The 12,896-nt window shown below is 51.4% G+C and carries 9 protein-coding genes and 1 riboswitch; of the genes, 2 read left to right on the forward strand and 7 right to left on the reverse strand.

Features of this window, described 5'->3' with window-relative positions; translation table 11 throughout:
- On the reverse strand, nucleotides 1–942 hold the full coding sequence (locus BMX22_RS06635; protein WP_074741699.1) for a hypothetical protein: 942 nt from the start codon (nucleotides 940–942) through the stop codon (nucleotides 1–3).
- A 36-nt stretch (nucleotides 943–978) separates the two neighbouring features.
- Complete coding sequence (locus tag BMX22_RS06640) at nucleotides 979–3,690, reverse strand: type IV secretory system conjugative DNA transfer family protein (protein WP_318259701.1); 2,712 nt, start codon at nucleotides 3,688–3,690, stop codon at nucleotides 979–981.
- Between the two features lie 287 nt (nucleotides 3,691–3,977).
- Between BMX22_RS06640 and BMX22_RS06645 the strand changes: the two genes are divergently transcribed.
- Entirely contained in the window at nucleotides 3,978–5,291 is a 1,314-nt protein-coding gene (locus tag BMX22_RS06645) for a hypothetical protein (RefSeq protein WP_074741701.1), read from the forward strand.
- 184 nt (nucleotides 5,292–5,475) lie between these two features.
- Here the strand turns inward: BMX22_RS06645 and BMX22_RS06650 are convergent, their stop codons facing one another.
- Nucleotides 5,476–7,353 carry a diguanylate cyclase domain-containing protein gene (locus BMX22_RS06650; protein ID WP_074741702.1) on the reverse strand — a complete coding sequence of 626 codons (1,878 nt, stop codon included), beginning with the start codon at nucleotides 7,351–7,353 and terminating at the stop codon, nucleotides 5,476–5,478.
- Nucleotides 7,354–7,596: 243 nt separating this feature from the next.
- A riboswitch (SAM riboswitch) is annotated at nucleotides 7,597–7,692 on the forward strand.
- 81 nt (nucleotides 7,693–7,773) lie between these two features.
- On the opposite strand from BMX22_RS06650, the gene metK reads away from it, so the two are divergent.
- A complete protein-coding gene (gene metK / locus BMX22_RS06655) occupies nucleotides 7,774–8,958 on the forward strand; it encodes a methionine adenosyltransferase (protein WP_074741703.1) in 1,185 nt (394 codons plus the stop codon).
- A gap of 133 nt (nucleotides 8,959–9,091) precedes the next feature.
- Here the strand turns inward: metK and BMX22_RS06660 are convergent, their stop codons facing one another.
- The 4 genes from BMX22_RS06660 to BMX22_RS06675 are packed head-to-tail and all read right to left on the reverse strand — an operon-like array spanning nucleotide 9,092 to nucleotide 12,892.
- On the reverse strand, nucleotides 9,092–9,874 hold the full coding sequence (locus tag BMX22_RS06660; RefSeq protein WP_074741704.1) for a helix-turn-helix domain-containing protein: 783 nt from the start codon (nucleotides 9,872–9,874) through the stop codon (nucleotides 9,092–9,094).
- Nucleotides 9,875–9,877: 3 nt separating this feature from the next.
- Nucleotides 9,878–10,393, reverse strand: a complete 516-nt coding sequence (locus BMX22_RS06665; protein WP_074741705.1) for a DNA-3-methyladenine glycosylase — start codon at nucleotides 10,391–10,393, stop codon at nucleotides 9,878–9,880.
- A complete protein-coding gene (locus tag BMX22_RS06670) occupies nucleotides 10,390–12,141 on the reverse strand; it encodes an Rqc2 family fibronectin-binding protein (RefSeq protein ID WP_074741706.1) in 1,752 nt (583 codons plus the stop codon). Before BMX22_RS06670 ends, BMX22_RS06665 begins: the two co-directional genes overlap by 4 nt.
- Nucleotides 12,142–12,145: 4 nt before the next feature.
- Nucleotides 12,146–12,892 (reverse strand): AAC(3) family N-acetyltransferase, encoded by a 747-nt coding sequence (locus BMX22_RS06675; RefSeq protein ID WP_074741707.1) that lies wholly within the window; start codon nucleotides 12,890–12,892, stop codon nucleotides 12,146–12,148.
- Between the last annotated feature and the right edge of the window lie 4 nt (nucleotides 12,893–12,896).

Consider the following 12,896-nt stretch of genomic DNA (forward strand, 5'->3'; position numbering starts at 1 on the left):
TTACCGCACTTTCAGTCTCTTTCTTGCCAGATACATATACACTGCCGCCGCAGCGATGACAGCTATGGCGAGCAGTCCGAATAATAAGCCCTGATAGTTCAGGTACATCCCTATAGTAAACTTTTCCGTGACGGAGTTGCCTGCGTCATCGGTGATTATCGCGACATAGTCCCCTGGACTGCGAAGGGTATTATCGAGCTTGAACGATACCTTCTTTCCGTCGCGGGTCAGTTCGATAGTATCGCTTTTTTCCAGCCCCGTTATCACAACAGGACCTCTTGCCACCCCGTTTGTTACGCCCTCAAATACGACCTGAGGCGGGGTATGGTCAATAACGAGTTTCAATCCGAAGTTTTTGTCAGCGGGAACGCATCTATATGATACCACATAGGAGCCCTCCTCCGTGAAATCGACGGTGTTCGAGCTCCTGATGAACTGCGGAGCGCCGTCGATAGTTACCTCCGTTATCTCAAAGTCTGACGGAAGACGCAGACTGCTCACCATTCCCGTTTTCACGGGAGTGACAGTGAAGGATGTGAGCCTCTCCTCCGAATCGGTGCCTGTAGCCACTACCGCATACGAACCGAAAGCACTTATGCTTGAAAAGTCTGTGCCGTCGAGCACCTTTCCGTCCCTGTAGAGCTTTACGTGGACGGTATCGTCGATCGCGAGACTGACGGCGCTCGTTGTAACGGCTCCGTCGGGAACGCTTACGGCAACTCCCTCGTTCGCATCGGCGACATTATACTTGAACATTTTTGTCTTCGCATCATAATAGCTCCCGTCGGAGAGAGGTATGATATTTTCGTTTACAGCCTCTTCGCTGCCAACAGGCTGACCTGTATAAACATCGACTTCGCCCTCATAATCCATATCCATACTATTGGAAGATACGGCGACAGCCAGAGCAACAGGCACTGCAAACAGGTTTGACAGGAACATTTCCAACTCTCCTTTATACTATTATAATATGTTCAATTACTCATCCTCTTCTTCGGCATCTTCCCCTTCGCCTGTGCCGAGGACGATCTCGTTACGAAGGTCGAGGTCATAATAGACCTCGTCTGCCTTGAACATATGCGAACGAAGCTCGCCCATATCCATTGTTCCCATTTTATAGTAAGGGCACTTATAGCTGGGGGTGTACTTGGTTTTCAGAGGATAGTTACCGAAGGTAACGATGATAGCGTTACCTGTAGATTCTTTGTTGTTGAGCATTTGCAGCTCACTCGGGTATATGAGCGGGCGCACCTGCGTCTGCGCGGAGAGGTTGATATCGCCCTCCTTGCTTCCGATGCCCGCTGATGTACTCGTCGTGCGGACTGTCATATTACCGCAGAGCTTCGAGAACTCTTCGCAGGTACCGATATCGTTTGAACCGATGAACATCTTCATACCGCAGTTAGACTTAACGATATCCGCGACCTCGTTGCCGTAGACATTCGACAGCTGCGAGTATGACTGTACGACCATGTTGAACCATATCTTACGTGAACGTCCAACGGTTATCATCTTGTCGAATTTTTCGATCTTGGGCATATTACCGAACTCATCGAGAATGAAGTATACGTTTCGCGGGAGGGACAAGTCCTCACGCGAAGACGCAACCTTGATGAGCGCTTTGTACATACAGAGGATGAACACAGCCGCAAGTCCGTGACGGGTATCCTTTTCATCTGGTATCTTCATGAACAGAGCTGTCGGATGCTCGGCAAAGCCTGCCGCGTCAACATCCGTTGCACTGGTCAGACCGCAGAGACCGCGGTCATTGAACATATTGAGCTTGTCGAACGTGATCGACATATACGACGAAAGCGTCGTATCCGCTGCTGACATAACCTGACGCGAAAGGGTATATGCCTGTGAGAGCTTGCTTCTGCCGTTGAAGTAGTCCTTCAGCGTAGCGAACTCGTTCTCACTGTTTGTAAGAGCCTTGTTGATGTTAAAGAAGTTGAATTTCTCCTTTGTCATGCCGAGGCGCGGGTCTTCGGAGTCCTCCAGCATAGCGAGGCAGGTGGACATTATTATCGAACGCGCACCCTTCTCCCAGACGGGGTCCTTCTCGTTCTCGACAGGGCATATAACGGAGACGAGGTCGTTGAGGTCCTCGTACATCTCATCGTATATCTGCTGACGCTTGACTGAAACATCGTCCACACAATGGCTTATGTCGGCATACGCATTGCCGCGCCACTCAGCCCAGAGCGCCCCCTCCTCCGCGGGACCGTCCATCTGCTTGAGGTCGGGGTAATCCGCCATATTGTCGCGGTGAGCGATTATGCCCTTTCCCGCGCTTGCATATTCCTGATACATATCCCAGATATCGCCGAGGGGATTCCAGCGGCTTGAAGAATAGGTATCACGGAGGTCGAGCAGGAGCACCTTATAACCGCGATCTACGAGGAACTGCGAATGCAGTGAGAAAAGCTCGCCCTTATCTTCTATCGCTTTCGCCTGCTCCTTAGCGCCCGAAAGATACTTCTCTCTCTCCCTGACGTCGCCCTTGTAGTGGAGCTTTGACGGGAAAAAGGATGTAGCGTTCGTCAGCTGTATAGGCGAACCATAGGCATACGGAGTCTTTCCGCCCAGCTTCTGGGTCAGAGCGGTGGTATCAAGCATGATATTTGCCGATATGTGCTTGCTCTTGACAACACCGTCAATATCTCTTTCCATATCGGAGAATATATCCTGATTCGGAGGTATCTGTACACCGACCTTGCCTTCATCATCAACAGTAACGCAATCGGAAACGATACCGAAATCGACCTTCATGTGGTTTTCCTTGCGGGGCTCATACATCGGGACATTAATGTCCTCCAGCCATGTCACCGCAAGACCGCTCGCCTTGTTGAAATGCAGATTTCCCAATTCGTCATAAACGATCTCGTCTTCGATGCATTCGCTGACAACACTGTCTATAGAGACCAGATCATCGGTGGGGTCATGCAGTGAATCCTGTACCATGAGCATACCCGTCATGGGGTCGATTCCGGTAACGGTAATGGTGTGGTTGACGATAGTCAGGGCTACGGGAGAATGATGCACTAAAATAGCATCACAAATCTGCTCCTGAAGTTTCTGAGCTGTCTTAGCCTTTATCTCGTCGGTAATTATCTTCTTCTGCTCTGGAGTAGCAGGGATCTGCTTGCCTTGCTCATTAAAAAAGACGAATGCATCGGGATCCATGGGATTGAAGAACAAAGTCTTCATCGAAGTATTCGGCAGCAGATCCGTAACTATGTCAGCATTGTTTTCCATAGCTACGGAAGTATCGGCATTTCTCTCATACATAGACTGTATGGATGCGAGCGACTTGCCGTTATTAGCCTTATAATCGGGTCTCCAGCCACGTATCTGCTCCTGCGTCAGGTCTACGCCCCTCGACTTGAGCATCAGCGAGAGAGAACACGACCAGCATCCGTTAAAGCTGGTTTGTTTGCCGGGATATCTCAGGTCGAGGTTCATATAATTGCCTTCCTGCTTTATCTCGGGATAATTTTTTTCCTCACCTGCTGCCAGCTTGGCCGCCTGCTTAGTCTTTTCGCGCTCAAACGCTTCCTGTGACTTGATGCGAAGATTCAGATATTCGCGCTCATCCTTGCTGAGAGAAGTAACATTATTCTTGAGGAACTCTCTGAGAACATCGAGATTACCCGTAGTGAGTATCTCCTCGTTAAGCCCTCCGTTCAAAGAAAAGATAGTATCCTTCCGGCTATTCTGATCATAGCCGGCATCAATATAATAATTAGCTTCATTTGGTTTTCTTGGCGGCATGATAAACACCTCTTTCGCTTGATTTGCAACAGCCTTCTGACAATAATACCCGCAAAAACAAAAAACGGGTGCGCATTATCTGCTTTTTTGCACCCGATCGCTTATAGAAGGGGTATATATAACAGACGGGTCCTCAAAGACAGCTGACGACCGGGAAATTTTAGTTGTTTAACAGACAATGTCAGAGAAAGGAAGAATATATCATGCCTAAAAAGAACAATCAAGCTAAGGAACAGCCGAAAAAACAAGATGCCAACGCAAATCAGAACGCTCAGCCCGAAGCTGAAAATAAAACGAACGCTCCTGATCCTTCCAAAATCATAGTCATCCCCCCAAATGCAGACAGCGCTGATAAGAAATTAAAACTTTCGGAGTATGAAAAGGATAAGTTTGAATATGACAAGCAGAAAATGCAGAAACAACAGATGAAAGCCAAGAAAAAGGAGATAATAAAGCAGAAAAACGATGTAGAAAACATAAAGAAACAAATGAAGGAAGGCGGCTACAACGATAAGGAAATAGCCGCAGAAATAAAAAGAAAGACCCAAAAGATCACACTCGGATTAAACAACGATACCTTGACGCTCATCAATGATTGTTTCAAAAAGGCAGCAACAGACTATGGATACCTAAAACCGAAGCCCGAGCACAAGCCTATTCTCGAGGGCATCTGCAATTCGATCAATGCCGTCAAAAACAGTTACAATAAGCTCCTTGACGTCGAGAAGGAGCGTGCTCAGATCAGGCAATCGGGAAAAAAAATCGATTTAAAGAAGAAAGTAGAGCTTGAGCAGAAATACAAAAGAGTTTTCTTCGACATGAAACGAAGCACGAAACTTGCCTCTGAAACAATGAAGCAATTTGTCAGCATGGACATTAACAGACCGCACGGCGAGAATAACACCACGCCTGAAATGGATGATGAACGAGCTTTCATGGATTCGGCAACACAGTATTTGAATGTAGTCCGCGGATTTTCATCAGTACGCGAGAATAAGTTAAAAGAAGAGCGCGAAGCGCAGATGAAAAAACTCCCGCCGCAAGCACAGGAAGTTCAGCTTTATCTTGAAGCTAAAGACGCCATTTATTCCACGTCGCAGGAACTCTCGAACGGACTTCTCACCTTCCGCGGCAAACCGCAATACACTCAGGTATGCAGAGCTGTTTCGGCAGTGGCAAACTCATATAAAGACATGATAGAAGCCGAAAAGAAGTATGAGAAAAACAATAACGGCAAGACCCGCAGCGAGTATGAAAAAGCTCTCCGAGCCATGCAGAAACAGGTAAATGATGCCAAACGCGCTGCCGCGGGATACAACGAATACAAGAAAGCCACCGGCAACTGGGGCGCCCATGCGAGCAAGAATGCGAGCAAGCGCATCAACGCAGTCGCAAAGGTAGATTTACTTGCCGAGAATGTCAGCGCCCTTATTAACACGAAGCTGAATCAACTGAAAAAAATCAAAGAGCAAGGTCAGCCCCACAAAGACGCTGTTAAGGGAAAAAGCATAAAATAATAAATCAGCACCAAAGGCGAGCCGCTCCAAAAGGGACTGTTGGATAGGGCTGTATTCATACAGAAGCAATACGGAGTATTTATTTGGGGAGAACCTTTCTTCAGAAAGGTTTCCTCCGATAAATGTCCCGTAATACTTCCGTATAGGTACAGCCCTTATCCAACAGTCCCTTTTTGAGCATGGATCATTGAATATGTCTGCGCTTGGCGAGTTTTTCCGCATACATATCGGCGTCGGTCTCCTTCACGAGGAACTCAAAGTCGGTATTCTGCGTAGAATCGGTAGTATAAATGCCCATACTCGCTGATATGATGTAAGGTTTCCCTGCCTTTGCGTTGTACTCGGTCAATCTGGAGTTGATACCCTGCTTTATCTGCTCGGGTGCGCACTCGCCCGTAATTACGGCAAGCATCTCATCTCCTCCGAAGCGCACGCATATCGCCCCCTCGGGGACTGAATCACGCAGAGCCTCCGCAACGGTGCGAATGGCATTATCCCCCGCACCGTGTCCGTAGTTGTCGTTGATATATTTGAGTCCGTCCAGATCGACGAGGATAACGATTATCGGTACCTTTTCGCCGCCTATATCGCGTTTGCGCCTGTCGAACTCGTTGTTGAAGCTGAGGCGGTTATACAGTCCTGTCAGCGAGTCATACTTATACATTTTCTCGATTCGAGCAGTCAGGTATAGCTGATATTTCAGGTTGACGAATCCGCCGAGTCCGCTTCCGATAGTGTTGACTATCTGCGGTATCTTGCAGAAATCGACGATATCGTAGTCTCTGAAATGGAAGCATACGTATCCGAGCGGCACGTTCATATACGAGATGACATTGAATATCAGAGGATTACCGCCCTCCAGCACCTTGTCGAGGTTAGGGATTATATCACTGCGCCTGAATGGTATCTGACGGAAATTATCAACATCGCTGTCAAAGAAGACGAACATTTCGTCCGCAAAATCCATACGCTTGCTTTTCGTGAAGTAATTCATTTTGCAGTCAATGCAGTCCTTATTGATGATACAGGTCATATCCCTGATAGTATCGGTGAACATCTTGCAGGCACAATCAATGATATCCGTACAGCTCTGCATACTCTCGGCGACAGCCGCAAGTATCATATTATCGTCCTGATAGCGGTAGAAACGGTCGTTAAAGCTTCTCAGGATGCCGTTGCGAAGAACATCATCCACCTTATCGCAGCCGCAGGAATTATGTATCACGAGCACAGGTTCAACGAGATAGGAGCCTGTAGTCACGCCGTCCTCGTATATACCTCTGACAGCCTCGAGAAGCTTCGGGACAGCCGCCGCAGGTCCGCAGTAGCTCGATGTCATGCGCGGGATAGAGAGATTTATCTCGTCTATGCCGTCAAAGCCTGTGACGATGATATCCTCGGGGACCTTGTAGCCGTGTTCAAACAGCACAGCGCTGACATTTATCGCCATGATATCATTAGCACAGATAACGGCGTCGGGGATATCCCCCTTTGCGAGCAGTGCCTCCATAGCATTGCGTGCAGGCTTAGCCCAGAAGTTACCGTAGCTCACCATATCCTTAGTGAACTTTATCCCGTTCTCCTCGATGACTTTTTTGAAGACCTCCATGCGCTCGTCGGAGAAGATATTGTCCTTGAAGCCGCCCATGAAATGCGGCTTTTTAGCGCCGTGGAACTCTATGACATGGCGCACGACCTCCTCGAAGCCCTTCTTATAGTTAAAACATATATTTACGCAGTCATCACGCGTACCGTCGACCATAATAACGGGTACATCATGCTGCTTAGCCGATCTGATGATCTTGTCGGTAATGGTCTGGTTCTTGATTCTCTCATACATGATAATGACAACGTCGGTGATATTGAAGTCAATGAGGCCGAAAACAGCTGATTCGGCACGGATATTATCATCGCTCCAGTAAAGGTCGGTATTGACGTTGTATATGAAGAGGAGCGAATCGAGCTTCTTCAGTCCATCATTAAGCTGCATGATGAACCTGATATTATCTACATCGTTCAGCCTTGAGGTACAGAGCGCAACCACCTTGCGTCCGTTCAGCATTCGTTTCACCTACTTTTGCAGTAAAAATACGTTCCGCGGACATGGAAAAGCACCGTCGGAACTATCTAATAGTATTATATCACTATTTTACAGCGAATTCAATCTAAAAATCAGTTACAAATTGACAATAAAGGTAAATTTTCTGTGAGCATTGACAGACTGAAAACACATTCCCGTTAACCTGCTATAACATTTTTCGATACCTATTGACAAATTCCTATCGGTGTAGTATAATTAGTTCATACCTTATCAAGAGCGGCGGAGGAAACAGGTCCTGTGAAGCCCGGCAACCTGATATTCAAGGTGCTAAATCCTGCGGTATATACCGAAAGATGAGGAGCAATGAACAAGGTTCAGCACGCGCGTCTTTTGGGGCGCGCTTTCTTTTTGGTAAGGCACAAATTTATTGGAGGTTCAAAAATGAAAAAGGTTTTCTTCACTTCGGAATCTGTTACAGAGGGTCATCCCGATAAGATATGCGACCAGATATCCGACGCAGTACTTGATGCGATGCTCGAGCAGGACGCTAATTCGCGCGTTGCCTGCGAAACTGTAGTAACAACGGGTATGGTGCTCTGCATGGGCGAGATATCCACAAAGGCAAGAGTGGATATCCCCGCGATAGCTCGTCAGGTCATCACAGATATCGGCTACGACCGCGCAAAGTACGGCTTTGACGCACACACCTGCTCGGTGCTCACATCTATCGACGAGCAGTCGCCCGACATCGCAATGGGCGTAAACGAGGCGTTCGAGTACCGCGAGCAGAACAGCGATAACGACGGTCTCTCCAACGGCGCGGGCGACCAGGGCATCATGTTCGGCTTTGCGTGCAACGAGACTCCCGAGCTCATGCCGCTGCCGATATCCCTCGCACACAAGCTCGCTCTCCGTCTCACGGAGGTCAGAAAGGACGGCACACTGCGCTATCTCCGTCCCGACGGCAAGACACAGGTTACCATAGAGTACCACGACAACACTCCCGTCCGCGTAGACGCAGTAGTCGTTTCCTCGCAGCACTCGGCTGATGTCTCCCTCGAGCAGGTAAGGCGCGACATTGAAGAGACCGTTATCCGCGAGGTCATCCCCGCAAACCTCATGGACGAAAACACCAAGATATTCATCAATCCTACAGGCAGATTCGTTGTCGGCGGACCACAGGGCGACAGCGGCCTCACGGGACGCAAGATAATCGTAGATACATACGGCGGATACTCACGCCACGGCGGCGGAGCATTCAGCGGCAAGGACCCGACGAAGGTAGACCGCAGTGCAGCTTATGCAGCCCGCTATATAGCCAAGAACATCGTAGCAGCAGGTCTCGCTGACAAATGCGAGGTACAGCTTTCATACGCTATCGGCGTAGCTAAGCCCATCTCCATACTCGTTGACACATTCGGTACAGGCAAGGTCGACGAGAACAAGCTCTCGGAGGCAGTAGCGAAGGTATTCGACCTCAGACCTACAGCGATAATCAATATGCTTGACCTCAGAAAGCCGCAGTACAGACAGCTCGCGGCATACGGACACATGGGACGCGAGGACCTCGGCGTCGCTTGGGAAAAGACCGACAGAGCAGAAGCTCTCAAGGCAGCATTGCAGTAAAGTCATCACCGCACAAAGCCCGTCTGACGGCTTTGCGCAGTATTCATAAAAAATGAACGGACGTCTCTGACGTCCGTTTTCTTGTTGCCGAAGTCGGCGTTCCATTCATCAACGCCGCCCTGTACGATTATTCTCAGCTCTTTTTTCTGTAGCCCGTCGGGGTCACCCCTACTATTTTCTTGAACTGGCGCATGAAGTGCTCCTCGTTATCATAGCCGCACATCGCCGCCACCTGCGACACGGTACAGCTTGTCTCGCTGAGTATCTCCTTAGCCTTTTCTATCTTGCCGTTGATGACGTCGGTCATGCACGATACGCCGAACACCTCGCGGTAGATATGCTGGAAATAAGACCTCGACATATTCACGTCAGCCGCCATGAGGTCGACGTTCCATTTCTTCTGCGGATTGCGGTAGATCTTCTCGCGGAGCTCCACAAGCAGATTATAGTGAGGCTCTGCCGCCGACGACTGGCTTATCTCGCGCGGACGGCACTGCTCATCGACCTTCAGCAGCAGCGTTTTCAGCATTACGTCCGTCATTTTCAGTCTGTGGCTGTTCATCGAGTAGAACTCCGACGTGATATTTCGCATGAGGGCGTCGATAAAGTCGGTATCGGCAAAGCGCAGCGGCAGATTGAAAATGAGTTCGAGCGGCTCGAAGAACTCGCTGTCGCCCTCGGCATCGAAAACGAGCCAATTGCAGACAAGGAAGTCGTCCTCGGCAGCGTAGTCGACATCGCAGCTCCCGTCGTAGACGATGAGGGTATCCTCGGGAAGCACGGCTTTTCTGCCTCCGAAGCGGAAGCTGATACGGCTTTTTGCGTGGACGAGCAGGAAAACCCCCGCCTCATTATCTCGGTGAAAGCTATAGCCGCTCTCATACACCGAGCCGTAGCCTGTTGCGCGGATATTCACGGTTCACTCCTCCTTTTCTGCGATAAAACGCCATTCTATGCTTTTCCAGTAATCCCCCGCGTAGTCTATCCCCACGCGCGGAGCCGTCCTTATCCTCGGGTGGAATCCGTCATCCTCGAACCATATCCTCTCATTCCCGTCGACAGGCTCGCCGTTGAAGCTCCCGTCAACCTTCAGGTATTTCGTCAGCTTTGCGGGACCGTCGTGCAGTTCTCCCGCGCGCAGGAGCACGCCCTGCGGCTGACCGTTCTCGCCCGTTATCACATTCATGAGCCAGTGCATACCGTAGCAGAGGTAGACGTATATCCTTCCGCTCTCGCCGAAGAGCAGCTCCGTCCGTGGAGTACGCCCCTTTGCGGCATGACAGCCCTTGTCCTCCTCACCGCGGTAAGCCTCTGTCTCGGCTATGCGCTCGCGGAGCTCGCTGCCGTCGGGCAGTCTTCGCACGAGCACCTTTCCCACGAGGTCGGGGGCGACGTCAAGCACATCCCGCGCGAAAAAATCAGCACCGAGCCTCATACTCTCAGGCTTTGCTCAAGCTCGGTATCGGGCTTGACGAAGGCGGTCTTGTAGTTGGTGAAAATGACCTTTCCGGGCTTTGCACCCGATGGCTTCTTCACGTACCGCGCGAGGCAATAGTCCACAGGCACGAGCGTGGAATTGCGTCCCTTGCTGTTGACGGCGGCTATTATCGCAGCCTCCTCAATGGTCTTGTCGGGGGGAGTTGCACCGTCGGTCACGATGATGACGTGCGAGCCCGTAATTGTCTGCGTATGGAGCCATATATCGGACTTTTCCGCGAATTTTAGCGTAAGCTGGTCGTTCTGGCAGTTGTTGCGCCCGACAAGAATCGTGTAGCCGTCCGACGACCTGTACTCTATCGGCGGCAGCGCCTTCGGAGGCTTCGCCTTTCCGCCTCCCGAGCGGATATAGCCCTGCTGCACAAGCTCAAGGCGGAGCTGAATGATGTCGTTTTCGGATTCGGCACGGGTCAGGGCGTCGAACACGCTGTCGAGGTAGGCAAGCTCCTCCTCGCCCTTCTCTATCTGTCCCGCGAGCTTCTCCTCGGCGGTCACGCACTTCTTGTACTCGGAGTAGTACCTCTGCGCGTTCTGAGCGGGAGTCTTGCGGATATCGAGCTCAATGCTGACCGTCGGGCAGCCCTCCTCGTAGAAGTTCTCGACTTCCGCGGAGCTGTCGCCCTTCTGTATGCGGTAGATATTGGCAGAGATGAGGTCTCCCCACAGCTTGAACCTGTCCTTTTCCGCGCAGGCAGCGAGCTCCTGCTGCTGAGCCGAGATACGGCGCGATGTGCGCTCGGTGAGATTGACGAGGAGCTTGAACAGGTCATTTGCCCGCTGCTTTGTGCGGGCGGCACGGTCGCGCTCGTAGTAGAAGTAGTCGAGGAGCTCCGACGCCGAGCCGAGCTCCTTTGTCAGCATGAGCGTGCCGTACTGATTAAGGCGCACAAAGGAGAAATCCTTGAGCATACCGTCTCTGTCGGCGGCGACACAGAAGCAGCACTCGCCCTCGGTGAGCTTCTGCTTTGCGGACTTTATCGCAAAGAGCAGACGGTCGAGCTGGTCGCCGTCAACAGTGTCGCTGCGCAGCTCCGCCCCCCTGCCCGCGAAGAATGTCCACTCCCTCGCGAGCACGGGCGATATCCCCTCGAATACGCGTATCAGCGCCTTTGAGAGCTCCGCGGGCTGCACCTCACGCAGGCGCTCCTTTATCTCGTCGGGCTCGGCGGTCAGGAAATTGAGCCTGTCGTCGCGCGGCGGGAGCGTGTACTTCATCCCTGGCAGCACCATTCGCTCGCGTGACATCTCCTCGTCGACGCGCTTGATACTGTCAATGACCCTGCCCTCGTGGTCGATGACGATAAGATTCGAGCACCTGCCCATTATCTCGCAGGCGAGCGTTACCGTCACAACGTCGCCGAGCTCGTTCACGCACTCGAAGTCGAGGAAGAGTATTCGCTCGAGCCCGTCCTGCCGCACCGCAATGAGCTTTCCGCTGCCGAGGCGCTTGCGCAGGAGCATACAGAACATCGGCGGTGTCTGCGGGTTATCGACCGACTTCTCGGTGACATGAACTCGCGCGCTGCCCGCATTCGCCGAAATATAGAGCTTTTTGCTGCCCGAGCGTGTGCGTATGGAGATGACAGCCTCCTCGCGTGAGGGCTGGTGTATCTTCTCGATACGACCGCCGACAAGCGGCTGCAACTCGTTCTTAACTGCGTACAGAAATGCTCCGTCCAGAGCCATAGTATCAATCCTCTCGTTTTAAGCCCCACAGTCCGTAGGGGTCATTTTTCAGCTCATTCTCATACAGCGACACCACCGACCAAATATCGAAGAACATCGCCTTACAGCCGCCAATCATTGCCTCCTTTATGAGTCCGCGCTCATATGCCATAGCCTGTATGGTGTACCACGCCTTCACGGGAGGGTGTGCGGTTTCTATGAACCACTCATCGGGCGGATAAATGCGGTCTATCGCCTCATTTGTCGCTGATATCGCGCAGATGTCAGCAGGAGTTATCGGCTCAACGTAGTGCATGGCAGTGAGCTTGTAAATGTCCACACCGAGCAGCAGAGCCATTCCGCCGTGGTGTATGGCATAGTCGAGCCCGCCCGTCAGAGCCTCTCGGGCGAACTTTCCCCAGCCTGCCGTGCTTATGGTATCGCGGCCGCAGACCGTATCGGGGAGCTGCCTGAACGTATCCGCGATAACGCCCATGGCAGTCGTCGGAGCATCGGGGTCGAGCACCTTTATCTTGACCGTAATGCCGAGCTGTCTGTCGGCATCGGTCGGCGCGAGCTCCCTGCTGAGCCTGAGCGCGGGCATAAAGATGCTGCCCTCGTCGGTTACGAGCTCCTTTAGCGTGTCGATGACAGTCATCGCACCGCCCTCGAGCTCCCCGAAGCTGCTCAGCGAGCTGTGTACCTCCAGTATCATGCCCTTTTCCACGCCGAGCCCTCTCAGCGCGTGTTTCAGTTCCGCTTTTGTTACCATTTTC

Source organism: Ruminococcus sp. YRD2003 (assembly GCA_900109435.1).
Taxonomy (GTDB): Bacteria; Bacillota; Clostridia; order Oscillospirales; family Ruminococcaceae; genus Ruminococcus; species Ruminococcus flavefaciens_G.

Coding starts and splice junctions, on each gene's coding strand:
- BMX22_RS06635 (WP_074741699.1), bottom strand. CDS start 942: ATGTTCCTGTCAAACCTGTTTGCAGTGCCTGTTGCTCTGGCTGTCGCC.
- BMX22_RS06645 (WP_074741701.1), top strand. CDS start 3,978: ATGCCTAAAAAGAACAATCAAGCTAAGGAACAGCCGAAAAAACAAGAT.
- BMX22_RS06650 (WP_074741702.1), bottom strand. CDS start 7,353: ATGCTGAACGGACGCAAGGTGGTTGCGCTCTGTACCTCAAGGCTGAAC.
- metK (WP_074741703.1), top strand. CDS start 7,774: ATGAAAAAGGTTTTCTTCACTTCGGAATCTGTTACAGAGGGTCATCCC.
- BMX22_RS06665 (WP_074741705.1), bottom strand. CDS start 10,393: ATGAGGCTCGGTGCTGATTTTTTCGCGCGGGATGTGCTTGACGTCGCC.
- BMX22_RS06670 (WP_074741706.1), bottom strand. CDS start 12,141: ATGGCTCTGGACGGAGCATTTCTGTACGCAGTTAAGAACGAGTTGCAG.
- BMX22_RS06675 (WP_074741707.1), bottom strand. CDS start 12,892: ATGGTAACAAAAGCGGAACTGAAACACGCGCTGAGAGGGCTCGGCGTG.